This is a genomic window from Gimesia alba (assembly GCF_007744675.1).
GTDB classification, from domain to species: domain Bacteria; phylum Planctomycetota; class Planctomycetia; order Planctomycetales; family Planctomycetaceae; genus Gimesia; species Gimesia alba.
This window is the reverse complement of sequence record NZ_CP036269.1, coordinates 1,622,607-1,649,598: the sequence shown is the minus strand read 5'-3', so window position 1 is coordinate 1,649,598 and position 26,992 is coordinate 1,622,607. Positions and strand designations below refer to the sequence as shown.

The following is a 26,992-nucleotide window of genomic DNA, read 5'->3' as shown; positions in this document are numbered from 1 at the left end:
ATCACGTGGCCATCCGGTTGGAGCTATTTAAATAAAGCACAAGCACCGTTAAATCTGCCGGGGTCAGACCGCTGATTCTACCCGCCTGACCGATATTCCGTGGTTTGACGCGACTCAGCTTTTCCTTCGCTTCATTGCGTAAGTTGGGCACGAGCTGATAATCGATATGGTCAGGAATGTGCAGTGTTTCCACGTTTTTCTGCTTCTCAATCTCGGCTGTCTGACGTCGGATATATCCCGCATACTGCACTTCAATCAACGTTTGCTGGATGGCTCGATCCGAGAGGGACATCTCTTTTAATGCAGGAGCAAATTCACAGATCTCGCTCCAACCAATATCCTGACGGCGGAGCCATTCTTCGAGTGAATTTCCCTGATAACGGGTCGCTCGAATGAACTCGATGATCTGAGCGATTTCAGCCTCGTAAGTCTGAAATTTCTGCCAGCGTTCCTCTCCGACAGAACCGACGCGACGACCGATGGGTGTCATCCGCCGATCTGCATTATCCTGTCTGAGTAACAAACGAAACTCGGCCCGCGAAGTAAACATCCGGTAAGGCTCATCCACGCCTTTTGTCACCAGGTCATCAATCAGTACTCCCAGGTAGGCTTCATTGCGATCCAATACCAGGTCTTCCTTACCCGCAATCTTCAAGGCAGCGTTCAACCCGGCCAACAGTCCCTGCCCGGCGGCTTCTTCGTAGCCTGTGGTCCCATTCAACTGGCCGGCGAAGTACAAGCCTTCGACTCTCTTCGTTTCTAAAGTCGGCTTCAATTGTGTAGGAGTCGCAAAATCATATTCGACGGCATAGCCGTAGCGCATAATCTCCGTATTCTCCAGTCCCCGAATGGAATGAATCATCTCATCCTGAACATCGCGAGGCAGACTGGTCGAGATCCCGTTGCAATAATACTCGTTGGTATAACGGCCTTCCGGTTCCAGAAATACCTGATGCGAATTGCGCTCTGAAAAACGCACCACTTTGTCTTCGATCGAAGGACAATACCGCGGGCCCGTTGAATTAATCTGCCCGGAATACATTGGTGCGCGGTGAAGATTTTCATTGATCAACCGATGAACGTGCTCGTTGGTCTCTGTTAAATAACAGGACATCTGCGGCTGATTAATTTTCTCCGTCATGTATGAAAAGGGCTGAGGATTTTCATCGCCGGGTTGTTCTTCCAGAACAGAAAAATCAATCGTGCGACCGTTGAGCCGTGCGGGAGTTCCTGTCTTAAAACGCTGCAGTTCAAATCCCAGTTCGGCCAGACTGTCAGATAGCGTGCCTGTGGTTCCTTCGCCGGCGCGGCCTCCTTTTGTCTTCGCTTCTCCCGTATGCATGATTGCCTGCAGAAAGGTGCCTGTGGTCAGAATCACGGCCCGTGCACGATACCGGGCTTCGCCGTGAACCTGTACTCCGGCGATTCGTCCCTGTTCCACAATCAGACTCTTTACAATCTCCTGCCTGAGTGCCAGATTATCCTGCTGTTCTACTTTCCATTTCATACTGAACTGATAGGCTTTTTTGTCGGCTTGCGCACGCGGGCTATGCATGGCTGGCCCTTTGGAAAGATTCAGCATCCGGAACTGAATTCCCGTCTCGTCGATCACCCGCCCCATTTCTCCGCCGAGCGCGTCAATTTCGCGAACGATCTGTCCTTTCGCAACGCCGCCAATCGCAGGGTTACAACTCATTTGACCGACGGTATCGCAGTTCATGGTCAACAGGGCCGTCTTCGCTCCCAGGCGCGCAGACGCTAAAGCAGCTTCACAACCGGCGTGCCCGGCTCCGACAACAACAACATCGTAATCATACGTAACGGACTGACTCATAGTTCTTCTCTGTATTTTCAGTTGGGATCGTCGTGGCTTAACCGAACAGTGCACCCGCGTCGGGGGGTGTCAATTTCAGATGTTCTAAAGCAGCCATCGTGACGATACGACCACGGGGAGATCGCTGAATAAAACCGGAGCGGAGCAAAAATGGCTCGACTTCGTCTTCCAGTGTATCCGCTGGAATGTTTAAGCTGTGACCGAGTGCCTGGACTCCTGCAGGTCCTCCGGAAAAGGTCTTGATCAACGTCTCCAGATACCGCCTGTCCTGTCGCTCCAGACCGATCTGATCGATTTCCAGCATTTCAAAGGCGCGGGCAACGATGTCATTGGTAATATTACCATCCGCCTTACTGGTCGCATAGTCCCGTGCCCAGCGAAGTAGATTATTCGCCTTCCGCGGCGTGCCTCGACTGCGGCGAGCAATCTCGAAGGCAGCCTCATCGGTAATCTCTGTCCTCAGTTTCTTCGCATTGCGGCGGACGATTTCGATCAGTTCCACATCTTCGTAAAAATCCAGATGTTCGCGGCGAACAAATCGATCGCGCAAGGGCGCCGTTAACATCCCACTTCGCGTGGTGGCGCCAATTACGGTGAATTTCTGCAGCTTCATATTCACAGTACGTGCATTGAGACCTTCGCCTAAGGTGATATCGACTCGAAAATCTTCCATCGCCGGATAGATAAATTCTTCCACCGTCGCCGGCATACGATGGATTTCGTCGATGAATAAAAACGAACCATGGCTGGCATTGGTCAGATAAGGCAGCAGGTCCTTGGGCGCACTGAGTGAGGGGCCAGAGGTAATCTGCAGTTCCGTTCCCAGCTCACGTGGCAAGACGGAAGCCAAGGTGGTTTTTCCCAACCCGGGAGGTCCATCCAGCAGCAGATGCCCTAAAGGTTCGTTCCGTTTGCGGGTCGCATCCAGAAAGACTTCCAGCCGCTCGACGACAGCACGTTGCCCGACGACTTCGCTCAGCCGCTGAGGCCTGAGCGCATCATCGTACTCCGCATCATCGGCCAGATAGCTGGAATCCCAGCCGCCCCCAGCACCGGAAAAATCTTCTTCCGGTTCCTCATCGCCTCTTATGACAGGTTCACGAACCATGTTCACTTCCAGAATTGAATGTACCGTCACCAGAGACAACACAGCCCCTGCCCAACGGCGGGTATCATAGCAAAAGAACTCCCCAGCCGTAAAACCCAGGCTGGGAAGCTCTCAAGAATAGCAGATGTTTCAAAAATTGAATTCGTTCACTGGCCAGTCATTTCAGCGTAACTCACCGTACCTACCATCAGAACAAAGGGGATAAAAATAAGGTAAATCGCGGCAATAAATCCCAGTATAAATAGCACTGCCACGATAGCCATCCCTCCCTGTACCTGCTCCATACCCGAAACCACCAAGAATAAGAAAGCATAGGAGATTAGCGTGATTCCCACCATCACCAGGTAAATCAAAAATAAGCTTAAAAGATTACCCCTGGTTATGTTCCGGGACTCTGTGAAGGATTTAATGCCTGGCAAATTTCGGTCGATCAACAAGAACGCGTAGGGCCAAAACATGAGCGCTATTATGATTCCTGGTATTACAAAGCATAGGTAACCAAGCAGATATAACAGAAGAAAAATAAGACTACATAGTAACATGCGTCCCAAATAGGGGCCTCCGCTGAAGAGTTCGTTAAACCCTGGTTGTGACCCTCGCACCAACTTCAATAAAAAGGAGAGAACCCCTAAAAGAAAATACGATTGAACGACGGAACTGACTACGATAAGTACTACATAATAGATGATGAATAATAAAACGAATGCGGCACCAGGATTCGGCTTCCCCATCGCCAGAAAGCCTGCGAAGCCTATTGCTCCTAGTATTAGTAATAACAGGAATGTTGCCACGGCAGATGCGATATATGCCAGTAACTGAATACCAATAATCTTCCCCAAGTTTGCTTTAAAGACATGCCACGCTCTCGAATAAACCTCACCTACAGTAATTATGTATGAACTAGCAATCTGTTCTTCTTTAAGTGTCTCACCACAATGATGGCACTTTTTAGAATCTGCAGGTATCGATTCTCCACACATGGGACAATCGATACTTGCTCCTGCCAGAAAACTTTCTTCTTCAGGAACTGGCTCATCGAATTCATCAAAGCCGTCAAAGCCGTGATCTTCTGCTGTAGCAGCAGGCTGCGGGACAGTGACCGGTTCTCCACATTGAGGACATTTGGCTCTGCGTCCTGCTTTATCATCTGACGTCTTCAGAACTTTATCACAATGCGAACAACTGAACTCAATCGTCAAGGTTGTGTCCCCATAAAGGTTTTAAGTATTAATCGGCGGTGACCTCTGCCATGATCTCATCTGGAATATTAAAATTGGCTGTTACACTTTGCACATCATCATGGTCTTCAAGTGCCTCCATGAGTCTGAATACTTTTTTCCCGTCTTCGACTCCCAAATCGACCGTCGTATCGGGAATGCGCGAAATCTCTGCCAGATTTGTGGGAATTTTCTTTTCCTCAAACGTATCAGCGACCTGTTGAAATGCCTCAATACTGCAGGTGACTTCATAGACATCACCATTGGCGGAAACGTCATCCGCACCTGCTTCCAATGCAATCTCAAACAATTCGTCTTCTTCGACATTTTCACAGGGAACCAGAAACAGGCCTTTGCGTTCAAACATCCAGGCCACGCAGCCGGTGCTGCCCAGGTTGCCGCCATGCACTTCAAAGATCTTGCGAATCTCACCGGCGGTTCGATTTCTGTTCTCTGTCAGAATATCGCACAACACCGCCACACCAGCAGCACCGTAGCCTTCGTAGACCAACTCTTCAAAGTTTTCACCGGATAACTCACCGCAGCCTTTTTTCACGGCGCGGTCAATGTTTTCTTTCGGCATACTGGCTTTGCGGGCCTTATCAATGGCATACCGTAATGCCAGATTCATACCAGGGTCGCCTCCGCCATGTTGTGCCGCCACGATAATCGCACGACTCAACTTGCCAAACAGCTTACCCCGCTTTTTATCAATCACCCCTTTCTTGGCGGCGATATTTGCCCAATGTGAATGACCTGCCATTTATAGTTCGCTCAGCTCAATAAATAATAAAGTGAAATACCTGCGCCAGAACAACGCAGATCAGAAATCGTTTAACTTATTCTACAAAACACGAGAAAGGAAAGGCCTCTTTTACTGATTGAGTTTCTTTTCAATTTGCTCAATCATCTTCGTGTCAGGGGGAGTTGCTTTTTGTGCTTCTTCCAACGCCTTCTTCCAGAGTTCGGTTGCTTCTTTTTTCTTGTCTAGTTTGTTGTAACAGTCAGCCAGATGGTCCAGAATCGTACTGTCGCCGCCTCCCGGCAGTTTACTGGCACGCTCCAGATATTCCTGGGCCTCTGTATATTTCTGTCGCTTAAACAGCACCCAGCCCATACTGTCGAGATAAGCCATATTATTGGGCTCTGACTTTAATGCAATCCGAATCATCTTTTCGGCCTGTTCCAGCTTCTTGCCCTGATCAGCATAAAGATAGCCTAGATCATTATTGATTGATGGGTTCTCCGGATCAGCGGCAAGCAACTCTTCCAATACTTCTTCCCCCTTGCCGATGTCTCCCTTTTGCACATAAGAATTCGAAAGCATCATCTTTACCTGATAAACAAGTTCCTTCTGCTTGTAATACTTTTGGATAAATTTCTGCAACTGCTCAATCGCTTTGTCCCAATCGCGACTGTGATAGTAGATCCAGGCATGCTGGAATTCCAAATCAGGAATTTGGGAAGCAATCTGCCGGGCTTGTTGATTGGCTTTCAGAGCAGCCTGCGTTTGGCCATTCCGCTCTCGGGCATCGGCTAATTGAAACAGCAGATCAAGCCGTTGCGGCGCCAAGAGAGGATTTTCAACGGCTTTCTGTAACAAGTCCGACAGCGTACCAAATTGGCCATCCAGCCTCAATAACGGGCGATATCCCTGTAAGATCAAAAATGCCCAGTTCCCACGTACTTGGGGTTTGGGATGTTTTTCGGCAGTGTCCAATGCAAACTGGTAAAATTCACCTGCTGCTTTTTTCTGATCCGCGACTGAGGCCAGCTTGGCAATGATAAAGCCGGAATAGACATCGATACCCGGAGGATCTTTGTCTTTCAGTTTTTGTGCTTCGGCCAGCAGCGCTTGGATAAATTCTTTATCCTGCGACATCTTCTGCAAGTCTGATTGAATTCTTTGAATCCCATCACTCGTCTGCACAATTTTAGAGAGCGTTGGAATCAGCTTGTCATACTTCTGATTACTCTGGTACAGGGACATTAACCCCACCAGTCCATCGAGGTCGGATGATTTTCCGATTGCGCCCAGATAGGTTTTCTCGGCTTCATCAAACTGGCCCGCTGACTTATATTGCTCGGCCAGATAGTAATGCAGAGTTCGATTGAATCGGTCTTTCTCTGCGAGCTGTTGCAACTTGGGAATCAATTCATCTGAACGATTTAAGGACTTCAGGATCTCTGCTAGAAATTCATAAGCCTTGCGGCCTTTTGATTGCAATTGCTCATCGAAATAGGCCTGCAACGAATCCAGTGCCTGCTGATATTGTTTGGATCGAAAATAAACCTGAGCCAGATGATACTTCAGGATCCCCGGACGGCCTTTTTGTGATTCCGCTGCTTTGTTGAAGGCTTCCACAGCCAGTTTCAGTCGGTCTGTTTCCAGAAATGACTGCCCGATCCGTTCATATAATTTTGCCTGATTCGCTTCCAGTCGGGAACGTGAACTAAATTCAAAAGTATATTCATCCGGCTTTGTCAGTGCATTAAATACGACTTCCCAGCATTGAGCAGCTTCCTCGTGCTTTCCTAAGCGCTCGTAGAGATTTGCCTGGTCGTGTTTGACACTGACATACACACCCGACTTTTTGTTAATCGCAGGAGAGTCGGATGCTTTTTTCAGAAACATGATGGCGTCTTCAAACCGCCCTTGCCCTGCCATATGCAAACCCAGCTTACGCATGAGTTCATAATCATTCGGGTCGAGGGCAACGGCCTTCTGTGCAAATTCAATTGCTTCTTCTGTTTTATCAAGCCCCGATGCCAGTCTGATCAGAACTCGGTAGATCTCGATCGAATTGGGATTATATTCCATCGCCTTTTTATAGGCTTCGTAAGCTCCAATAAAATCGTTCCGTGCTTCACGCAAACGCCCGGTCATATACCAGGCAGCTGAGTCAATCTGTTTCTGCTCTTCAGGAGTGCGCGGTTTTGCAGGGACCAAGGGCATTACATCGTCATCAGCAATCCCCCCTTCCAATGAGAAGACTTTGGGCACCGACTGTTTCTGAGGGGTTTTACTGCTTCCCTTCTTGCCCGGCATTTTGGCTGAAACAGAGGACAGACCAATTGAGACCGTTAACACAGGTAACAACAGGAACTGGCCAGCTAACAGGATCGCCGTCTTGGGAAAACCACTCATCGTCAAACTCCATTATGGGAAACAGAGATCAGGTATTCTCTTTCTGATACTACAGACTATGTTTGCAAGCACAGTAACAGAGAATATTTATTGTAACTCCTATTCACCACCTTCTCCAAGCCTGCTTTCTGCGGAATCCATTATTTTCATACCGAGAAAACCGGAAGAATATTGATGGTACAGGTCGAATGAAAGTCATTTGTGGTCATCTGGAAAGCTGGCTGGCAGAGCTTAGTTCGGTTTGCCTATTTTTTGGTGGAAGGAGATTTCTTCTTTTTGGGTACTTTTTTCTTGGTCCCCGCCTTTTTGGCAGGTACTTTTTTCTTGGCTGCTTTTGCAGGTGTTTTCTTAGCGGCTTTCTTAGTTCCTTTCGCAGGAACTTTCTTTTTCACTTTTGCAGCAGCTTTTTTAGCTTTGGTCGCAACTTTCTTTTTCTTCTTTGTGGCTTTTTTCTTCTGTTTCGAAAGTGGATTGGCAAACATATCTTCCAAACGATTTGGTGCCTGCTTTAAATCGACGCCTTCTTCCGGCAAGGGATTTTTTGCTAAATTAAAGTCAGCCGCCAACTCCTCGTCTGTCGCCAGACATCGCAACAAATGGCTGAACAACGGGGCGTCCGACTTACGCACACTCGATTTCAGGCTATCGCTGGCGGTTTCAATGGACTCATCAGCGGGAACCAGCCCCAGCCATTTACTGGCATTCAGAATTTTTTCATCTGCGGGAACAAGATGACTCCCCAGTATGACCTGTAGAGTATGATTGATCACAAACGGAGTTAACGACTTCATTCTCGTTAACTGTTTTTGTGCCTGCTCCAGTGTTTTCTTTCGCATCAATTCCAGATCAAAGCAGTATTCTTTGTCAAACACATACTGTAAGACAGATCTGATCCGATACGCTCGCCATTCCGCATCACCCACAGCAGAAAAGCACGATTCCAGTTCAGAAATCGTGCTGACCCGGATTTCATTCAGATCATGAAACCCTTCCAGCAGGGCATCAAACACTTCATCCGCTTGTGAATTGGTCGTATTCTCGAGACAGATAGCGTGCAAGATCGTCTCTAATACGGGACGATCATATTTTGGTAATGTTGCTGAATACCGTTTTTTGAGTAACGCGATCAGCTTCTTACAGATAGCCTGTTTGTCGGATGTTGATATTTTTTTAGCAACCATATCTGTCTGTGCAATATTTGAGATATTTCAAATGGAAAGTAATGAAAACAACTCTTTCATTCACGGGAACACTGCCAGTTCTTCCCGCTACGATCCTTCGTCCGTGCTCTGCTCCTCAGCCGAAGAAGGCTCATTCGCTAACTCTTCCGTTTCTCTCTCGGCCTGTAACTCATCCAAAAGACGAAGCGCATCTGTCGTTTCTTTGACAGAAGAATCCAGAACAAATTTAATCACTGGTGTATAACGAGTTTGAATTCGATCTGCTATTTTGGATTGAATAAACCCTTTAGCAGACTCCAACCCATGCATACAAAGCGCTTTTGTCTTTTCATCCCCCATGATCGAAATATAGATCTTGGCTGACTGCACATCTGGTGCAACATCAACGTGCAATACTGTTACATTCTTGATCCGAGGATCGCGGAGATGCAACAGGATTGTCGTACTCACTGTTTCTAATATCGCCTGAGCGATTTTTGCTAATCGACGTGATGTCATTCAGTCCCCGCAAGCATTCACTAATTCACCCGGTTCTACTTCGACGTCGAATCGAGCGTTCGTTTCACTTCATTGATCCGGAATGCTTCTAACAGGTCACCCTCTTTAATATCATTAAACCCGGATAGCAAAATACCGCACTCCATGCCTTCTCGAACTTCCTTGACATCATCCTTCTCTCGCTTTAACGAAGCAATCGGATACTGATTCAGAATTTTCTGATCTCGAATCAGGTGGACCCGATCGTTCCTGTTAATGGTTCCATTCAGAACACGGCAACCTGCAATCTTTCCGAAGCGACTGATCGAAAACGTCTGCAGGACCAATGCACGGCCGGTTTGCTCCTGCACCAGCTCGGGACGCAATAGACCTTCCAGCGATTGTCTGATGTCATCGACCACTTCATAAATAATGCTGTAGCGGCGAATCTCAACATCTTCCTGGGTCGCCAGATTCCTGGCACGATCTTCTGCTACTACATGGAATGCAATAATGATGGCATTCGATGCACTCGCCAGATAAACATCACTCTCGTTAACTCCGCCGATTCCTTCATGCAGAATTTTGACACGTACTTCAGGATGCTCGAACTTCCCGATCTCACTACGAATCGCTTCCAGTGAACCGGGGGTATCCGCTTTGATAATCAGAGGCAGGTCCTGAATCGCACCTTCACGGGCAGACCCCAGAATGTCTTCCAGCGTGCGAGGACCGCCGCTATGTCGTGACAATACATCAGCACGCCCTTCATGCCGACGCTCTTCGGCTAACGCTCTTGCCTGATCGATATCGTCGACTACGACAAAATGATCGCCAGCGCCAGGCACCGTATCCAAGCCTGTTACCTTGACAGGCATCGAAGGAGGTGCCTCTTCAATTTGCTGATCCATGTCATCATACATGGCGCGAATGTAACCGTAGGATTTACCGCAAATCACGGCATCACCGATCCGTAAGGTTCCCTTTTGAACAATCAACCAGGCAACCGAGCCACGCCCTTCATCACGGAACCCTTCCAGGCAGACGCCGACGGCAGGCCGATTCGGGTTGGCTTTGAGTTCATGCAATTCTGCGGTTAACAGCAGTGTTTCCAGCAGATCATCCAGTCCGGTCCCTTTGAGCGCCGATACACGGACCACATCCGTTTCGCCACCCCATTCAGAGGGCAGCACATTCTGGGCTGTCAAATCCTGTAATACCTTTTGCTCATTGATGTCCGGCAAGTCAATCTTGTTCATCGCCACCACCATGGGTACCCCTGAAGCCTTAACGTGGCTGATACTTTCAGCAGTTTGAGGCATCACACCATCGTCGGCGGCGACAACCAGAACTACCATGTCTGTTACGTTGGCTCCCCGTGATCGCATCTCACTGAATGCGGCGTGACCGGGTGTATCAACAAACGTCAATTTGTGGCCGTTGTAATCGATCTGATAAGCGGCGATATGCTGGGTAATCCCCCCTGCTTCACCTTCTACGACTTTTGAGTTTCGCAATGAATCGACAAGTGTCGTCTTTCCATGATCGACGTGCCCCAGAACCGTAATCACCGGCGGACGCGTGACAAGATCTTCCGGAGCATCTTCCTGCTCCATAATCTCGGTCACTGTTTCCTGAGCGCCCTTTTGTCTCTTGAAGGTCAGGTCCACACCCAACTCCAGCGCCACTGCCAATGCGGTCTCTTCTTCAATGATCTGGTTAATCGTGACCATCTCACCAAACTCTTTGAACAAGATCGACATAATCGCTTTAGCGGGACGACCCATCGCTTCGGACAGGCTCCGCACAGTCATCGGAACTTCGACTTCAGCTTCGGTTTTGTGAACAATGGGGCCGGTGTCATGCTTCCGCTTTGTACGACGGGGACGGCGACCAACGACTTCCTGTTGCTCCGTTCCATCTGGAGCGAAGACACGGCGGCCTTCTTTGCGCTGTTCGCGACGCTGCTTCCGTGCCTCGACCAGGCTCAGGCTTCCGCGGCGACCTTTTGAATCATCATCCGGTGCCTCACGATCTTTGTCTTTATCCTTCTTCTTCTGCTCTGTATGCTGTGCAAGGTGAGCAGCCAGCGGACTCTTCTGCTCAAGGATATCTGCAGTCAATCGCACTTCCGGCTTCTGGGCCTTCTCTTCTTTTTTCTTGACCTTCGGAATCACCGGCTGCTTATAAGCGGGAGGTGCTGCCACCGAAGGCAGAGCAGACTTAGGTCGTGTTTTGGCCTGCTGCTTGCCAGTACGTGTCGACCCCCGTGGTTTCATCTCACGCATGCCCGAAGACTTCATCGCGCCACCAGCGGGGACATAGTCATCCCGACTGAGAGCCTGTTCTGAATCGCCCTTGTCCTCTTCTTCGGGTTGTCGCTCTGATTTCCGTTTCAGTAAACCAGAGCGAGACTCAGCGGCTTCCGCTGGCTCTTCTGTTTTTTCCTCTGCAGGAGGTGCGCTTTCAGCTGCCACTTCTGATTCTGGTTCTTCCTGTTCTACCGCGACCCCAGCCTCATTTTCTTCAGGCTCTGAAGGTTCTTCAGCGGGTTTCGGAGGCGCTGAGCGCGGCGTCTGTGCGCGAGACGTCATTGCTTTGATGGTCCGCATCTTTTTGGGTTCTCGCTGAGGCGTCAGAACGGCCTGATCGACGGCTTCCGCAGAACCCTCAGAAGGTTGGTCCTTCTTGTCTAAATAAGCAATAACGATGTCACGTTCTTCGGGCGTGATGCTAGCCAAAGCGGAGTTTTTTAACTTCACCCCCGCCTGGTTACATTCATCGATCAGCACCTTGCTGTCCATTCCCAACTCTTTTGCAAGAGCAAAAATACGAATCTTCAACAGCCCTTCTCCCGTGAACAAATTTGCAAAACGTTTTTCAATCCAGTCAGACTCAAACGAATTGCCCTATGAGGTAAAAACACCTCATAACACTTACTCGTAATAAAACGATTTATTCCTGCTTCTCAGTCGGTTCTTCCGTCACATTTTCCACATTCACTGGTTCCTCTTCAGAACCAGTTTCAACCTCTGCAGTCGCAGGCACTTCTTCTTCAGATGCAGCCGCCTCTGGTTCCGAAGTCTCTTCAGCGACTGTCTCTTCAACCTCTGGTGCTGGCTCTTCCGCCACAGCTGTTTCTTCTTCTACTTCTGATGCGGGCGCTTCAACAGGCGCTTCTGGTTTTGCTTCTGCACCAGCTGGCTGATTCTTCTTGGCAGCACGCATCGCTTCTTCTTCTGCTTCAACGCGTTCACTCTCCCGGTCAGCAACGTCAACAATTTGCTCACACTGCTCGGCAGTCAAGCCGCCCAACTCTGCCAACTGGTCTGGTTCAATCACAGACAAGTCATAGTAGCTGAAGAAACCTTGCGAGACTAAACTCTCTGCCAGTTCCTCTGAAACTCCCGGAATCGAAGAAAATGCTTCGACAGTTTTATCCAATTGTTCGTCCAGCTCGGTTTGAGTCATCACTTCGATATCCCAGCCAACCAGTTTGGATGCCAGACGCACGTTCTGTCCTTTTCGGCCGATCGCCAGTGGTAGTTGATCGTCGCGTACCAGCACAATCACACGTCCTAACATCGGACACAAAATCACGTCTTCCACTTCCGCAGGCTGCAGTGAATTCGGAACCAGTACCTGCAGCGAATCATTCCAGCGAACAATATCAATTCGCTCGCCGGCAAGTTCATCAACAATATTTTTAATCCGGGCGCCCCGCATACCCACGCAGGCTCCGACGCAGTCAATGCTGCTGTCGATACAGGAGACCGCCACTTTCGAACGATAACCGGCCTCGCGCGCTAATGACCGAACATCGATAATTCGATCGGCTACCTCTGGAATCTCAAGCTCAAACAAACGGCGTACCATATCGGGATGTGTCCGCGAGAGAATCACTTTCACGCGGCTTCCCGCTTTTCGCACGTCTAATACAATCGCTCGCACTCGATCACCGACGCGAAATGATTCACCGGGAATCTGTTCGCCTCGGGGAAGAATGCCTTCAATTTTCCCCAGGTTTATCAGAACGGCACCCCCTTCGACTCGGGAGACTGTTCCCGAAACCGACTGGTGTTGCATTTCCATATATTCATCAAAAACCGTGTCACGTTCTGCTTCACGGATTTTCTGAATCATCACCTGCTTGGCTGTTTGAGCAGCAACCCGGCCCAGAATTTCACCGAGAATATCCTGAGCTAACTTTTCACTGTCGCAATAAACGGTTGGCTCACCCGACTCACGATCAATATCTACAGTAAGCTCGTGATCATCCCCAAAGTGTCGGCGCGCAGCTGACAGGATAGCCTGCTCAATTCCACCAAACACGATTTCTTTATCGATACTTTTATCGCGTTGAATGGCATCAACAATCCGGAGAACTTCCTTACCGTCCATAATTGTGTTTCCTTCATTCGACAGTCGATAAGATCAACTGACTCGAAAACGACTCAAACAAGACCTGAACCGGTCAAATCTTTATCTATTACTTCCGAAGCGGCCACAAAGACGTGCTTCTCAGATACCACCATTAACAAAAAAAAGCGGGAACATGCCCACTTTATGACTACCCGCACCACCGCAAAACGGTAGCCAGATAGAGTCGCGATTGGCATATAAATATAACAAATCACGACAATCGGATTGGTGAGCGAGTGCTCGAGTTCCAACCAGCCTACATATCAGAGGACTCCATTCGAGTTTACGAATGCCGATTCATCACAAAGAAACAAACAGCCAGAGCGGCATGTCACCCCTTGCAAGCGCAATGCGTACTGAACACCAGTATGCAAAACAATTGCGCATGAAAGTATCCCTACTATGAATACTTTACTATCCCGTGAAATTAATCTCCGCGTCTTCAGATGTCAAGCACCGCAGGCAACTATTTCACAACGACTTACCTCATAGATTTAAGAATCGGAGCAGAAGAGCGACTACTGATAACACATACAGTTGCCACAAAACGAATGCCATCCATGCGGAAAAGTCGTTGAAAATGAGCATTTAGCCAGTTTCTTCATGATGTTGAGAGATTGATCTCCTTCAAAACAGGAAACTTCTATAGTATTTAGGAGAAATCCCGTTTTTAGCGATTCAACCATGCCGCTCTCCGGGTTTGTAAATTTGAACAACAAATTATCCTGTTTTGAAGGACACACCTGTAATGTCTCGTCTACTCCCCCTTTTGATTCTCTGCCTTGGAATTCCGGTCACACTGGCTGCACAGCCCCCCAACCCCAACGACCCGTTTGCACAACAAAAGATGCAGGCGGATCAGGCCCAGCAACAGGGTGACCATGCAAAGTCGATCGAATTAACCTCTCAGATCCTGCAACAAAAGCCGGATGACCATGTCGCCTATTACCTCCGTGCCAGTGCCCGCGTTGAGTCTGGTCGAGAAAAGGGAAACACACAGTCGATCCGCGAAGGGATCGGCGATGCCCGCGAAGCAATCCGCTATAGCCAGAACCAAAATGTGAATTACTATCTGCCTTATCTGTACGGCATGATGAATCTGGCCGTCATGGAAAACAAAAAAAGTCATGCGGAGACGGCTCTCAACGTTGCCAATCAGATCCTGGCACGCCCGAATCTGACCGCAGAAGAACGCGCCAACTTCCATTACCAGCGGGGAATGATCTACCTGCCTTTGAACAAACCTCAAGATGCAGCAAAAGACTTCAGCGAAACCATTAAACTGCAACCCAATCACTTTGCCGCCTTACTCGCACTTCCAGACGCCTATGCGTTAGCCGGAAACAACGAAATGGCATTGGCCAGCTTCAACGACGTCGTACAGAAACAACCCAATTCTCCCATCGTTTACAATAACCGTGCCATGTTTTATCAGCAGCAGGGCAAACTCCAGGAAGCTGTCAACGACTTCTCCCGCGCGATTCAAATTGACCCTCAATACCACCACGCCATCACCAACCGGGGCTTTGCTTACCTGGAAGGGGGCAAACCACAAGTCGCCGAGGCAGACCTGACGCAGTCTTTATCCATCGCACCCAACCAGCCGTTTGTTTTGGGAATGCGGGGAGAAGCCCGGCTCCTGCAAGGGAAAATCGATCAGGCGATTGCGGACCAGAAACAGGCTGTCCAACTCGACCCCAATAATGCAGCCCTGCACTCCGACCTGGGTTTCTCCTATTACTTCAAGCAGAATTATCCTGAAGCCCTTGCGCAATTTAATCTGGCCGCCCAACAGGCACCAGAACAGATGAAAGTGCTCAATCCCTGGATCTATATGGCCATGGTACGCAGCAACCAGAAGCCGGCCGCCGATGCCAAATTCCAGTCGATCCTATCCCAGAAACCAGAGTCGCGCGATTCGGTGGATACGATCCTGGCATTCCTGCTGGGAGGAATCACCGAAGCAGACCTGCTGAAATCGATCGACCTGAAAGACCCGAAACGTGCCAAAGCACAAACCTGCGAAGCACATTACTTCATTGGAGAAAAAGCGCTTCTGGCGGGCGATTCTGCAAAAGCAACCCAGAATTTCCAACAGACGCTGAATACCAATTTGAAGAACCTGTCAGCCTACCGCGGTGCACAATACGCACTCAAGAAGTTTTAAGACGACTGCGACAAACCAGAAGGTACGTTAAAAAAAACAGCCTCGGAAAGATTGAATCTCTCCGAGGCTGTTTTGCTTTATTGCGTGTGATCTACTCAGACGCCACAGATGACAGACGCACTGGCCTGACCGAATCCTGTCGTACTGATTTTCAAGAACAGTTTATTATCTGTTGGCAAGGGTTCACTTTGAACCACATTCAAAGGACAGTCGGGATCAGGAGTCTCATAGTTCAATGTCGCGGGAATCACTCCCTGCTTCAAAGCAACCAGCGAACCACTGGCTTCCACAATTCCACAACCGGAACCGGAATTACCAAAGTAACTCTTCAGGGCAGTCACAGGAACCTCGGAAGTTTTATCACCAAAGACATCCTGAATCGCCTGATATTCCTCGACGTCAAACAACCGTTCTCCCAGGCCATGGGCATTGATATGACCGATGTCCCCAGGTTCAACTCCAGCGCGCTTTAACGCGGCTTTCATCGCGTTAGCCATGGCAACTCTGGCATCAGCCGATCCATCCCGACTCACGACACAAGAAGCGCCGGTCCCCAGGACTTCACCCCAGACTTTAGCACCACGTTTTTCTGCGTGTGTTTTCTCTTCCAGCAACAACGAACAGGCTGCTTCGCCAACGACCTGACCGGTTCGCGCTTTATCAAAAGGACGGGCACGCTTAGTAAAATCTTCGGGCGCATCTGCCAGTTCTTCCCAGAACTTAGCATGAATCGACTTCACTTCATGCACCCGGGTTCCTGTCACGCCAGCGACCATCACGTCGGCCCAGCCACGTTCAATCACGCGCTGTGCCTCACCCAACACCAGATTCCCAGAGGCTTCCGCCTGTGTGATTGAGTTATTCGGCCCGCGTGCATCAATAATAATGCCGATATGACAGGCGGGCATGTTGGGAAGATATTTCAACAACCAGAGAGGTTCCATCTTGGCCAACCCCTCATCCCCCCAACGCTCGTATTGAAACTCGGTCCCTTCGCTGCAGGCGACACAGGCACCGTATAATACTTCTGGTGGGCTCAGCATGAGATTCGCACCGAACTCGATCCCAAACCGCTCGCTGTCGACCGCTTCCAGATCGATGGCTGAATCTTCCATCGCCAGATTCGCAGACGCGACACCCATCTGAATCTCACGACACATGACCTTAATACTCTTTCGCTGCGCTTTAAGGTACTGCTTCTTGATCGTGGTATTATTAAAATCAGAAACTTCTGCGACACACGTATCAGGTGCTGCCAGATAGGAGTAGAGCTCCGATTTCTTGATGCCCGATTTTCCTGACATCAAACTGTCTTGAAATGCTTCCACTCCGATCCCGATCGGGCTGAGAATACCCATGCCTGTAATCAGGATACGACGCTGTGATTCTGTATTCATTTGAATCTCTTTAGAAAGTCCCGCTTATCTACTTACGCCAGCTGCCTGCGAATCATGTACTGTCATCGTAGAAACATATTCCTCCCAGGCAAGTCCCTTGCCCGATTCCATCACGAAAACCAGAACAGCTGGCTCATCATAGAAAAAGAAGAATTTGCGTGCCACTGAAGACATACTGCGATTCGCCTTAACCCAACCTCACGGCAAACCGCAACATTCATACACCACCCGGACCGATCCAAGCACCTGTAACAAGGGATAGCTAAGACAATCAAGGCACGATTTTCAACCCTGAAGCAACCACGAGATGAAGAATTCTTTGGGAAAACTCCCCCTCAATCCAGGTCACTCCCCAAGAACTCTCGCCCATAATCATGCGATCAGTGGCACAATCGATTCGATGCAAGAAACTCGCTTAAGGAGCTTTTTGCAGAACCAGACACGCATTATGCCCACCAAACCCGAAACTGTTCTTCAAAACCCGCTCAATTTTCATATCGCGTGGCTCATTGGGAATGTAATCGAGATTACATTTTTCGTCCGGTTGATCCAGATTGATCGTTGGAGGGCCCACCTGCTCCAGCAGAGCTTTGACAGCAACTACAAATTCAACGCCGCCCGAAGCGCCCAACAAATGGCCTAAATGACCTTTCGTACTGGAAACAGGCATTGTTTTCACATGGGAACCAAACACGGTATTGATGGCCACCGTTTCTGCGACATCACCTAAAGGAGTACTTGTTCCATGCGTATTGATGTAATCAATGTCTTCAGGATTGATCCCGGCGTCCTTCAAAGCATGCTGCATAGCACGTGCCGCACCACGGCCTTCCGGATCAGGTGCCGTCATGTGTGTTCCATCAGCAGACATTCCGTAGCCGATGACTTCTGCCAGAATCGGAACACCCCGCTTTTTCGCATGCTCATATTCTTCCAGTACAATGATGCCGGCACCTTCTGCCATCACAAAGCCGTCTCGGTCTTTATCAAAAGGCCGGCTGGCTGACTGAGGATCATCATTGCGAGTCGATAACGCATTCATCCGGGCAAAGCCGGACAGCCCCATCGGAGTCAAAGCAGCTTCACTTCCACCGGTCACCATAATGTCGGCGACATCATTTTGAATCAGCTTAAAGGCATCCCCAATTGCGTTCGTTGCAGAAGCACAGGCAGTCGCAACGGCACTATTCGGGCCTTTGAGCTCATAGGTTACGGAAATATTTCCACTAGCGGCATTCACCATCAGCTTGGGAATCATAAACGGAGAAACCCGCGCCGGCCCCTGATTATACAGGCGATCGTGCTGGCTTTCGATTTCGTTCAAGCCACCAATCCCGCTTCCCACCAGAACGCCTCTGCGGTAGGGATCACCGTCAAAGTCTTCCAATTGAGCCTGCCGGTAAGCGATATGCGCCCCCACCAGACCAAATTGAACAAAGCGATCAACGCGCTTCAGGTCTCTGGCTGAAATATTGGTATATTCGGTGGCATTAAAATCTTTGATTTCCCCACCAAAGCGGACTTTGTAGTCGGAACAGTCAAAGCGTTCTACTGGACCGACACCACTTTTGCCAGCGCATAATTTGTCCCAAAACTCTGAGACATCTAAACCCAGAGCCGTTACAACAGAAACCCCCGTAACGACGACTCGCCTGCGCATTCGAGAACACTTCCTACAATGAAAAGACAGGACTCTATAGAATCAAAACATCGGAAACAGAAACGAAGCAGTTCCTGCGACTGATCAGCTGGCCTTCTCGGTGATATAACCGACGACATCGCCTACAGTTTTGATTTTGTCATAATCATCATCAGGAATCGTGACATCAAACTCGTCTTCAAATTCCATGACAAGTTCAACAATGTCGAGAGAGTCGGCCTTTAAGTCGTCGATAAATTTGCTATCCAGCGTAATATCTTCTTTTGGATGGCCCAATTGCTCACTCACGATACCAACCACTTTTTCTTCAATTGACACTCGTCTTCTCCTTCACCGTCTTAGTGATTTATTTACTTTTGTATGGCTGGAAACATCTTTACCAAACCAACTTGGATGGATTTACCAATTCGTGGTAGCGAGATATATCCAGTTTCCCTAATTATGTAAACCTTAAAATGAGACAAGAATTATGAGTCTTGTCTACTCCACCAAAGTTATCTCATAATTTGATTGGGTTGACTTTACCAGTCTCGGAACACACGATTTTTAGTTCCCGGGAATTTTCTTCGAGAACCCTTCGTAAGTTGTTGTAGCACAGATTGATAGATTAGATCAAGATCGGTCAAATCACTCAAAATGTACCGGACGACACCACTGGCCTTCTGCTCGCGAGACCCGGGTGATGAGATCATCCCCAAACTCCCTCGTTTATGAATCGTTGACCGTCTCGCAAGAAATTTTGCGATTCACACGTTTCATTAACCCCTTCAGAACTTTTCCAGGGCCGATTTCATAAAATTCATCAAAGCCGTCATCCAGCATTTTCCGCAGGGAATCTTCCCAGAGAACAGGGCTGATGACCTGTCGTATCAGTAGTTCGCGGATTTCGTCCGGATCTTCATGAATTTCCGCATCCACATTGGAAACCACAGGAATTTCCGGTTTTTTCAGGCCCACGCCGGCCAGTGCCTCGGACAGCGAACTATCAGCCGGCTTCATGATCTCCGTATGAAATGCCCCAGCGACCGCCAGAGGAATCGCACGCCCCCCTTCCTGCTCGGCTAATTCGGCAGCTTGCTCACAAGCACTATTTTCGCCTGACAGTACAATATTTCCGGGACATAAATAGTTGGCGATCCAGATTTTCCCGGCCGAGGAAGCGGCCTGACAAATCTCTGCCACTTTTTCGCGATCCAGCAAGAGAATACTGACCATACCGGAAGGATTGGCATCCGCGGCCGCCTGCATGGCTTCACCGCGACGCTGCACCACGCGCAAACCGTCTTCAAAGCTCATGGCCCCCGCAAAAACCAGTGCGGTATACTCTCCCAAACTTAAGCCGGCTGCCATTTCGCACGCCAGAACTTTATCGGGAGAATCAGCCCGGAGCATTTCCAAAGCCGCCAGACTTGTAACAAATAAAGCCGGCTGGCTGATCACGGTCGAATCCAGCTCTTCACTGGGCCCTTCGAAACAAAGCTTGGCTAAATCGTACTGCAGAATTTCAGCAGCACGATCAAACAGCTCCCGGGCAGCGGGATATTTTTCGACAATTGTTTTGCCCATGCCGACATGCTGAGCACCCTGTCCGGGAAATAAAAAAGCGATTCTGCTCACTGGTCGATCCCTCTATTTTTATTCCTGCGCTGAAAATAATAATCTCGGGGTTTAGGCGACTGGCTTCTGCGCCAGATGCTCGGCGATCTGAGAATTGATGCCACGATCCTTGAACATGGCACTCCCCTTCAAGGCATTAGAAATCGAATGTGCATCACTCGACCCATGGCAGATGATACAGATCCCATCGATGCCTAACAGCGGAGCACCACCAGTTTCATGATACCGGAACCGTTTCCCCAGATTCTGAAAGGCCTGCTTGGCTTTATCCCGCTCAGTATCAAGACTGCCGATAATATGCTTCGAGGCCTCTTTCATCAGAAAATCAGCCATTCCTTCGCTGACTTTCAACACGACATTCCCGACAAATCCCTCACAAATCAAGACATCGGCTTCACCCTGATAAAGCCCACGACCTTCGACATTTCCGACGAAGCTGTCTTTCAAAGGACTCTCATTAAGCAGTCGATAGGTGTCTCGATAGAGATCATTGCCTTTCACGTCTTCACTGCCGATATTGATCAGCCCGATTTTGGGAGATTCAACACGCAGCACTTCGCGGGCATAGATCTCCCCCATCACCGCATATTGATACAGGTGCGAAGGACGCGCCGAAGGATTCGCCCCGACATCCATCAGCACGGCATGACCGGCAATGGTCGGTAAAGTAACCGCAATCCCAGGCCGCTTGACGTCTTTCAAAAACAACCGGGTTTTTAACCCTGATGCAACGACAGCACCCGTATTGCCAGCACTCACGACAGCATCGACTTCGCGAGCTGCCATCAATTTCCAGCAGACCGAAATCGAGCTGTCCGGCTTTTGACGCATCGCATCGGTCGGCTTCTCCTCCATGCCAACAACCTGGCTCGCATGCACAATCGATAAACGATCGCCACTATAGCCGGAAGCTTCAATCTGAGATTCGAGTTGATCTTGAGGACCCACCAGCACTACATTCAGCGCAGAGTCTGCCTGCAATGCGGCAATGGCTCCTGTTATGTTCGGTTCGGGGGCAAAATCTCCCCCCATTGCATCCAGTGCAATCCGCATTGATGCTTAGTCCTCAGAATCAACGATGGTTCGCCCCTGATAGAAACCACAGTGAGGGCAAATGGCATGGGAAGGGGACGCGGTACCACACTGGGGGCAATAGGTCGGCTTAGCCGCTTTGACACCATTGTGACTACGTCTCTTACGAGAATTGGATTTAGACATCCGTCTTTTAGGAACTGCCATGAAAAAGACCGCCTTAAAACACCTGACTTAACTTAAACTATACTAAAAACACAACTTAGCGTTAACTAATCATCCTGTGAGCGCACGGAGAGCTCTTTCACCGGCTTTTCTGACAGGAATCGAACATACTACGCAATTTTTAAAACAACTGTCAAGCTACAGGGCACAGAACAGACGATATCAAAAGTGATATTTTCATTTTGTTCCCACACAATAAAACATCAGTACACACATTGAATCGCTAATTCCTCAGGAAATCGAGAATCGCCATGATGGATCATCGCCTCAAATCCCCTGCTCGTCGTCAATTTCTGCGCAATTTCGCCAGCCTTCCCTTTGCCATCCCCACCATCGGCTCGCTGCTTGGCGCCGGCACTATTGCGGCAGCGGCTCCCCAGCAGATGACGCCCCAGGAATTACAGGCATTTGGCAAACAGATCCAGGCGACTGCCAATTCACAGGATACAGCAAAATTCCGAGCCCTGTTCGACTGGAAAACATTCATCGACCGGGTTTTGGCAGAATACGAACAAAATCCAGCAGTCAAACAGGCGATTCAACCCGTGCGTCAGCAGCTCGAAACCGCCTATACCGAAAATAATCAGGGCATCGACACGGAAATCCTGGCTGAAGTCGGCAATGGCGCCGATTACCGATTCCTCGCCATGCGCAAGGAACAGGACCAGTATAAAGTCATTTTCCGCTTCCTTCGCCCCGACTGGACCCTGAACTACCAGGCTCTGATTGTGGAAAAACAAGCATCGGGCGAGTTGAAAATTATCGACATCGACAGCCTGTCCACAGGCGAATTCATTTCGCAATCTTTGCAACGACTTTACCTGCCGGAAATCTACAAAGCACACCTCGCGGTGAAAGATAAACTGACCGACCAGGAAAAGAGTCGAATCATCAACCAGAAAAAACGCTACGACTTCCTCACGCCAACCGAGGAAAATACCGACCCATTCCAGGCCTATCAGCAACTCCCCAACGAATATAAAGGGGAAAAAACCGTACTGCTTTTCCTGGCGCAGGACACGATCCAGAAAGAAAACCCGAAAAAATATCAATCCGTCCTCGGTGCGTTCCGGAAATACCATCCCAACGATCCGGCGGCGGAACTCTTAAGCGTCGAGTACTTCACTCTGCTCGAAGAATACAATCAGGCATTGGAAAGTCTGGACCGCCTGTCGGCTGCCATCAAAACCGTCGATCCCTACCTCTACTCGGTCCGGGCAGGCATCCTGATCGAAATGGGGGATATCAACTTAGCCGGAAAATACGCCGGCAAGGCATCCGAAATTGAACCGGACCTGCTGCAGCCTTACCTGCATCTGATCAATATCTCGGTGATGCAGAAAAACTTTGACGACACCATCAAACACCTGGATACACTCAAAACCAAATTCGGTTTTGCCTACGAAGACCTTGATCTCAGCGAACTGGATAACTTTGATAAGTTCACCGCTTCCCCCCAGTTCAAAAAGTGGCAGGCCAGTCAGCCGCCAGCAAGCCCGAAATAGAAAACAACTATCTTGCTGTGGTCTGCTTCAAGGGAGGCAAGACGTCACACTTCTTGAGTGCCAACAGGGGATACAGCGTTCCACTATAGGTAATGAAGTGCCAGCGGTCCGTATTCAGTGACCGCGTCCACCAGCGGCCCGATTCCCGTTGGTGCGTTAACAACCACTTAATTCCTTTTTGAATTTGTGGATCGTCCGCGGGCACGCCGCTTTCACGTAGCACCAAGATCGCCAGCCCGGTCTGATGCCCGTCACTGGCCGGATTCTGCCATGCCTTGGAAGTCTTATCAAATTCGGGTTCATCGCGTAGTTTCTCGGCCCGATTCCCTTTGCCCCAGGCTTCCGGGGCCGCAAACGTTCGAATCGACCAGCCCCCATCGGGCAGTTGATGTTTCCGAACCATCTTGATCAAAGCCTGTTTTTTCTCCGTGCTCAATAAATCCGGATATTGCGCCGCCGTCCACAACAACAGCAAACGACCATAATCATGCGGGGGTTCCGTTTTCTTTAAGTATGCGATCAGCCGATCCACGCCCGCTTTCAAAGTCGGATCCTGCAAACCATCCCGCCATCCCGGAGCCGAAGCCAACGCCCGCGCCGCCACGGTTGCCCCCTGATAGTTGCTTGATTCAAAGGGAGGCCAGCAATCCGTATTGCCCCAGCTCCCATCCTGAGACTGCACACTCAGCATAAATCGCAGCGCTTCCTCGGTCTCCGGCGACAACTTCTTACTGACATGCCGATCCCATTCCGCCAGCCCCGTCGCGACATACGCCATCTGGGTCGGCCGAATCCCGCTCAGCTGCTTTTCCCGGTCCATCGCTTTCAGTTTTTTTAATTCCGCGATAAAGAAATCACGATTCTCTACAGCAGGCGGCCCCAGTTCCAGCGTCAACTCAGGACGGGAAAACAGATACAGACCATTAGTGTGACAACTCACACATTTACGCTGCTTCGTCCAGGCTACCGCCCCCTGCTCCAGATATTGATCTGCCAACTCCAGTGAAAACTCCTTGCGAATTGGCTCATCAGCGGTCGCTTCGGGAACCGCGATTTGATCGTACTTGTACTGGTATTTTTTCTCTTTAGCGGCCGTCTGTTTCTTCGGAACCTCAGCAAAGACCAGCGAGACGCTAACACAACTTACCAATGTCAACGCAATGATTCTCAAACTGCTCATCGATCTGGCTCCTGGAAAAGGTCCGCTCCGATTCATTGAAAGACTCCGCTCCACACAACCAATCAGCATATCTTTATGCATCCAGTTCTACCACTCAAAACAGCAAAATGACGACTCTATCCGAAAATCACTTCCGCCACGGGAGAACAGGCGCCGATCGGAGAAAAGAAACAGTAGCCCGACGAATCATCCGGTACCACCGCACCTGTTTTTCGCCATGGACTTTTGGATCGGTTGTTTTTTCTCCTCTTCAACACTAAAAATGAGACTATAAGCCCGCCTTAACAGATGCCCCCCAACCAGAGTGGTAACCCTCATACCCCAATGGATGCCTTAAAGCTAAAACGGCCGAAGAGATCAATTCGCTTTCAGCTGCTCTTGGTAGTGAATGTCGTGCTGGCTGTCTTTGTGGTGCTGTTTCTCATTTTTTCCTATCAGCGAAACCTGGCTGAACGCCTGGCAGAGAAACGGATCGCACTCGATGAAGAAGCAGCGACGTTGCTCCCCTCGATCTTAGAAATGCAGAACGAAGGCAAGGAGGCAGTTCAGCAGTATCTCGAAACCATCTGCGCACAAATGCAGGAAATCCATGCTCCGGTCCATCACATTGTGGTTCGATTTCAAAATGGCCCCTTCAAGCTGCTTTCCGAGCATGGTGCTTCTGCGGAATTGCTGCAGGTCATCCAAAAAGCCGCCAGGTCGCCCAAACATGCGACACGCTTTGAAAATTCCGAAATAGTAATCGGAACGTATACCCAGAGCGGCGTCACCGTTTATGTCTCTGAAACACTGGACAACCTCTATGGATCGGTGTTCGCTGAAGTCCTGAATAATCTCACTGGCTTTATCATACTGTCGCTCATCACTGGCATCGTAATCAACATTGCCCTGACCACGATCGTGACGCGTCCCTTGCATCATCTGGTCCAGACGGTCCAAGAAATAGGACAGGGGCAACTCGGCGCACAGTCTGAAACATTTCACTGTGCCGAGCTCAACTACCTGACCCACGAAATCAACGACATGAGCACCTCGCTGGCTGCTGCCGAGAATATTCGCAAACTGCAAATGGCCAAAGCCCGTAAAATTCAAGAAAACCTCTTACCCAAACGCATCAAGATCCCCGGCCTCAACGTGACCTCGCTCTTTCAGCCGGCGGACGAAGTGGGGGGCGATTATTATGATATTCTCCCTTTGAGTGACGGCGCCTGGCTGTTCTGCATCGCCGACATTACCGGGCACGGCATTTCCGCAGCGATGAGTGCCGCTGTACTGAAAACCCTGCTCATTCAGGCCACTGAGCATACCTGCTCGCCGGCAGAAATCTTAGATTTCATTAACCGCCGGTTCACAGTCGTCAGCCCGGTAGGTGAATTTGTATCGATGCAACTCCTGCGTGTCGTTCCTCGAACCCACTCAATCGAATATGCCAGTGCCGGTCACGAACCAGCCTGCTTTCTCTCGCCAACGGGAGAACTCTCAGACTCAGAAACCACCGGTCTGCTACTGGGCATCGATGAAGACGCAGAATGGGACAACATTACGCTCTATTTAACACTGGGGCATCGGATGCTGCTGATCACCGACGGCGTCAGTGAAACCCATACCCCCGAAGGAGAAATGTTCGGGCGCAAACGTCTCACTGCTTTGCTTCAGGAGTGCCAGCACCTTTCGATTGAAGAGACCACACAGCAACTTCAGGAAAGCCTGTCTCACTTCCGCAACGGCAGCCCACAACAGGACGACGTAACCGTACTCCTGATTGAAATGACCGAAGCGTAAAAAGGGAAATTCATTAGTGACTTACAGGATCAGGTCCTAACATTACTTGAAACCTGAACCAGGAGATACTTTCACAGACGTGTCGATTCTCTTCGGGTTAGTACAGTCTCAATCAAGTCTTCTGGTTAGGCAATTTGCTTTGATTCGCTGGAGATCTCATTTGCATCCAGTTCAATCACAATTCTACACAGGCAATTAGAAAACATTAATAATTCACTGAATGTAAGAACGCTACTCTACTGAGTAAGCCTGTCTACTAATAAACGACTTTTTTATCCACATATAAACTTCATATTGATAATGGAGGTAAATACCTCCATAGAGTGCCGATAAGTGAATGATAGATGTTCTCGAATTCGATTCCCAATTCACCTAATTGAATTGCTGAGTAATTCATTATGAAACTTTATCAACTGATCTATGTAAGCAAGAGTGTCGCTTCGGTTTCAAGAGTCGAATTGAAAGAAATCTTGAAGGTGGCATGCCGTAACAATAAAAACCAAGGCATCACGGGAATCCTGGTTTATGATCGTGGTCATTTTTTCCAGGTTCTGGAGGGGGGATACAATAATGTCGAATCAGTCTTTGCCAAAATTCAAAAAGACAAGCGACATTGTCGAGTCAACCGTATCATTTCCTACACAATCCAAGAACGTTTTTTCAGCAAATGGTATATGGGTTTATATAATCTGGAAGATTCAACACATTTCGATTTTTACAAATTAAAAAATTGCATGAAATCGCTCCATGAAATGACCTCCGTCAGTGAAAAGCGGACTTTGGCAAAGTATGCATTAACAATATTTATCGATCTCAAAGGGAAAACGAAAGTACAACCAGAAGACTTGATTGAGCTAACCTGAACCCCAGAAATTAATGACAGAGTCCAAGAGACTCTTTTGCTCAATTCACGATACACTCTGACATACAACAATTGACATCTCTTCGCCCATCGTCATCAAGATCTGCTTTATGAACCTACAGTGCCATCTTCGCCACCCGTTTCGGTATTGAGTTTTATCTAGTGTTTCTTCATGGCT

The 26,992-nt window shown here is 49.2% G+C and carries 20 protein-coding genes; 4 read left to right on the top strand and 16 right to left on the bottom strand.

Annotated elements, in window-relative coordinates; translation table 11 throughout:
- Nucleotide 1: 1 nt before the first annotated feature.
- From mnmG to nusA, 9 genes are all read right to left on the bottom strand, one after another.
- Nucleotides 2–1,834 carry a tRNA uridine-5-carboxymethylaminomethyl(34) synthesis enzyme MnmG gene (mnmG, locus tag Pan241w_RS06440; protein ID WP_145212652.1) on the bottom strand — a complete coding sequence of 611 codons (1,833 nt, stop codon included), beginning with the start codon at nt 1,832–1,834 and terminating at the stop codon, nt 2–4.
- Between the two features lie 37 nt (nt 1,835–1,871).
- Nucleotides 1,872–2,957 (bottom strand): Holliday junction branch migration DNA helicase RuvB, encoded by a 1,086-nt coding sequence (gene ruvB / locus Pan241w_RS06435; RefSeq protein WP_390621015.1) that lies wholly within the window; start codon nt 2,955–2,957, stop codon nt 1,872–1,874.
- A gap of 131 nt (nt 2,958–3,088) precedes the next feature.
- Nucleotides 3,089–4,141 carry a zinc ribbon domain-containing protein gene (locus Pan241w_RS06430; protein WP_145212646.1) on the bottom strand — a complete coding sequence of 351 codons (1,053 nt, stop codon included), beginning with the start codon at nt 4,139–4,141 and terminating at the stop codon, nt 3,089–3,091.
- A 28-nt stretch (nt 4,142–4,169) separates the two neighbouring features.
- Nucleotides 4,170–4,922 (bottom strand): YebC/PmpR family DNA-binding transcriptional regulator, encoded by a 753-nt coding sequence (locus tag Pan241w_RS06425; protein ID WP_145212643.1) that lies wholly within the window; start codon nt 4,920–4,922, stop codon nt 4,170–4,172.
- Nucleotides 4,923–5,033: 111 nt separating this feature from the next.
- Entirely contained in the window at nt 5,034–7,307 is a 2,274-nt protein-coding gene (locus tag Pan241w_RS06420; RefSeq protein WP_145212640.1) for a tetratricopeptide repeat protein, read from the bottom strand.
- A gap of 245 nt (nt 7,308–7,552) precedes the next feature.
- A complete protein-coding gene (locus tag Pan241w_RS06415; RefSeq protein WP_145212638.1) occupies nt 7,553–8,488 on the bottom strand; it encodes a hypothetical protein in 936 nt (311 codons plus the stop codon).
- An 87-nt stretch (nt 8,489–8,575) separates the two neighbouring features.
- Nucleotides 8,576–8,986: a 30S ribosome-binding factor RbfA gene (gene rbfA / locus Pan241w_RS06410; RefSeq protein WP_145212635.1), complete on the bottom strand. Its 411-nt coding sequence runs from the start codon at nt 8,984–8,986 to the stop codon at nt 8,576–8,578.
- 35 nt (nt 8,987–9,021) lie between these two features.
- Nucleotides 9,022–11,808 carry a translation initiation factor IF-2 gene (infB, locus tag Pan241w_RS06405; protein WP_145212632.1) on the bottom strand — a complete coding sequence of 929 codons (2,787 nt, stop codon included), beginning with the start codon at nt 11,806–11,808 and terminating at the stop codon, nt 9,022–9,024.
- 112 nt (nt 11,809–11,920) lie between these two features.
- A complete protein-coding gene (gene nusA / locus Pan241w_RS06400; RefSeq protein WP_145212629.1) occupies nt 11,921–13,366 on the bottom strand; it encodes a transcription termination factor NusA in 1,446 nt (481 codons plus the stop codon).
- A gap of 769 nt (nt 13,367–14,135) precedes the next feature.
- Here nusA and Pan241w_RS06395 point away from each other — a divergent pair.
- Nucleotides 14,136–15,554: a tetratricopeptide repeat protein gene (locus Pan241w_RS06395; RefSeq protein WP_145212626.1), complete on the top strand. Its 1,419-nt coding sequence runs from the start codon at nt 14,136–14,138 to the stop codon at nt 15,552–15,554.
- Between the two features lie 95 nt (nt 15,555–15,649).
- Here Pan241w_RS06395 and Pan241w_RS06390 read toward each other — a convergent pair whose 3' ends face one another.
- From Pan241w_RS06390 to rpmF, 6 genes are all read right to left on the bottom strand, one after another.
- Nucleotides 15,650–16,951, bottom strand: a complete 1,302-nt coding sequence (locus Pan241w_RS06390) for a beta-ketoacyl-[acyl-carrier-protein] synthase family protein (RefSeq protein WP_145212623.1) — start codon at nt 16,949–16,951, stop codon at nt 15,650–15,652.
- Between the two features lie 415 nt (nt 16,952–17,366).
- On the bottom strand, nt 17,367–18,611 hold the full coding sequence (fabF, locus tag Pan241w_RS06385; RefSeq protein ID WP_145212620.1) for a beta-ketoacyl-ACP synthase II: 1,245 nt from the start codon (nt 18,609–18,611) through the stop codon (nt 17,367–17,369).
- A gap of 84 nt (nt 18,612–18,695) precedes the next feature.
- The gene (acpP, locus tag Pan241w_RS06380; RefSeq protein WP_002649181.1) at nt 18,696–18,929 is read right to left on the bottom strand and encodes an acyl carrier protein; all 234 of its coding nucleotides are present in this window, start codon (nt 18,927–18,929) and stop codon (nt 18,696–18,698) included.
- Nucleotides 18,930–19,319: 390 nt separating this feature from the next.
- On the bottom strand, nt 19,320–20,228 hold the full coding sequence (gene fabD, locus Pan241w_RS06375; protein WP_145212617.1) for an ACP S-malonyltransferase: 909 nt from the start codon (nt 20,226–20,228) through the stop codon (nt 19,320–19,322).
- 51 nt (nt 20,229–20,279) lie between these two features.
- Entirely contained in the window at nt 20,280–21,281 is a 1,002-nt protein-coding gene (gene plsX, locus Pan241w_RS06370) for a phosphate acyltransferase PlsX (protein WP_145212614.1), read from the bottom strand.
- A 6-nt stretch (nt 21,282–21,287) separates the two neighbouring features.
- Nucleotides 21,288–21,467 carry a 50S ribosomal protein L32 gene (gene rpmF / locus Pan241w_RS06365; RefSeq protein ID WP_145212611.1) on the bottom strand — a complete coding sequence of 60 codons (180 nt, stop codon included), beginning with the start codon at nt 21,465–21,467 and terminating at the stop codon, nt 21,288–21,290.
- A gap of 269 nt (nt 21,468–21,736) precedes the next feature.
- Between rpmF and Pan241w_RS06360 the strand changes: the two genes are divergently transcribed.
- Nucleotides 21,737–22,990, top strand: a complete 1,254-nt coding sequence (locus tag Pan241w_RS06360) for a tetratricopeptide repeat protein (protein WP_145212608.1) — start codon at nt 21,737–21,739, stop codon at nt 22,988–22,990.
- Between the two features lie 7 nt (nt 22,991–22,997).
- On the opposite strand, the gene Pan241w_RS06355 is transcribed toward Pan241w_RS06360, so the two are convergent.
- A complete protein-coding gene (locus tag Pan241w_RS06355) occupies nt 22,998–24,170 on the bottom strand; it encodes a prenyltransferase/squalene oxidase repeat-containing protein (protein WP_198000359.1) in 1,173 nt (390 codons plus the stop codon).
- A gap of 384 nt (nt 24,171–24,554) precedes the next feature.
- On the opposite strand from Pan241w_RS06355, the gene Pan241w_RS06350 reads away from it, so the two are divergent.
- Nucleotides 24,555–25,952 carry a PP2C family protein-serine/threonine phosphatase gene (locus Pan241w_RS06350; protein ID WP_198000358.1) on the top strand — a complete coding sequence of 466 codons (1,398 nt, stop codon included), beginning with the start codon at nt 24,555–24,557 and terminating at the stop codon, nt 25,950–25,952.
- A gap of 398 nt (nt 25,953–26,350) precedes the next feature.
- Complete coding sequence (locus tag Pan241w_RS06345; RefSeq protein WP_145212599.1) at nt 26,351–26,815, top strand: BLUF domain-containing protein; 465 nt, start codon at nt 26,351–26,353, stop codon at nt 26,813–26,815.
- Nucleotides 26,816–26,992 lie beyond the last annotated feature (177 nt).

Bases quoted from the DNA above. Each gene is read 5' to 3' on its own strand.
- plsX (WP_145212614.1), bottom strand. From the start codon at position 21,281: ATGCGGATTGCACTGGATGCAATGGGGGGAGATTTTGCCCCCGAACCG.
- Pan241w_RS06360 (WP_145212608.1), top strand. From the start codon at position 21,737: ATGATGGATCATCGCCTCAAATCCCCTGCTCGTCGTCAATTTCTGCGC.
- rbfA (WP_145212635.1), bottom strand. From the start codon at position 8,986: ATGACATCACGTCGATTAGCAAAAATCGCTCAGGCGATATTAGAAACA.
- mnmG (WP_145212652.1), bottom strand. From the start codon at position 1,834: ATGAGTCAGTCCGTTACGTATGATTACGATGTTGTTGTTGTCGGAGCC.
- Pan241w_RS06390 (WP_145212623.1), bottom strand. From the start codon at position 16,951: ATGAATACAGAATCACAGCGTCGTATCCTGATTACAGGCATGGGTATT.
- Pan241w_RS06355 (WP_198000359.1), bottom strand. From the start codon at position 24,170: ATGAGCAGTTTGAGAATCATTGCGTTGACATTGGTAAGTTGTGTTAGC.
- Pan241w_RS06420 (WP_145212640.1), bottom strand. From the start codon at position 7,307: ATGAGTGGTTTTCCCAAGACGGCGATCCTGTTAGCTGGCCAGTTCCTG.
- rpmF (WP_145212611.1), bottom strand. From the start codon at position 21,467: ATGGCAGTTCCTAAAAGACGGATGTCTAAATCCAATTCTCGTAAGAGA.
- Pan241w_RS06395 (WP_145212626.1), top strand. From the start codon at position 14,136: ATGTCTCGTCTACTCCCCCTTTTGATTCTCTGCCTTGGAATTCCGGTC.
- nusA (WP_145212629.1), bottom strand. From the start codon at position 13,366: ATGGACGGTAAGGAAGTTCTCCGGATTGTTGATGCCATTCAACGCGAT.
- Pan241w_RS06415 (WP_145212638.1), bottom strand. From the start codon at position 8,488: ATGGTTGCTAAAAAAATATCAACATCCGACAAACAGGCTATCTGTAAG.
- Pan241w_RS06425 (WP_145212643.1), bottom strand. From the start codon at position 4,922: ATGGCAGGTCATTCACATTGGGCAAATATCGCCGCCAAGAAAGGGGTG.
- Pan241w_RS06345 (WP_145212599.1), top strand. From the start codon at position 26,351: ATGAAACTTTATCAACTGATCTATGTAAGCAAGAGTGTCGCTTCGGTT.
- fabF (WP_145212620.1), bottom strand. From the start codon at position 18,611: ATGCGCAGGCGAGTCGTCGTTACGGGGGTTTCTGTTGTAACGGCTCTG.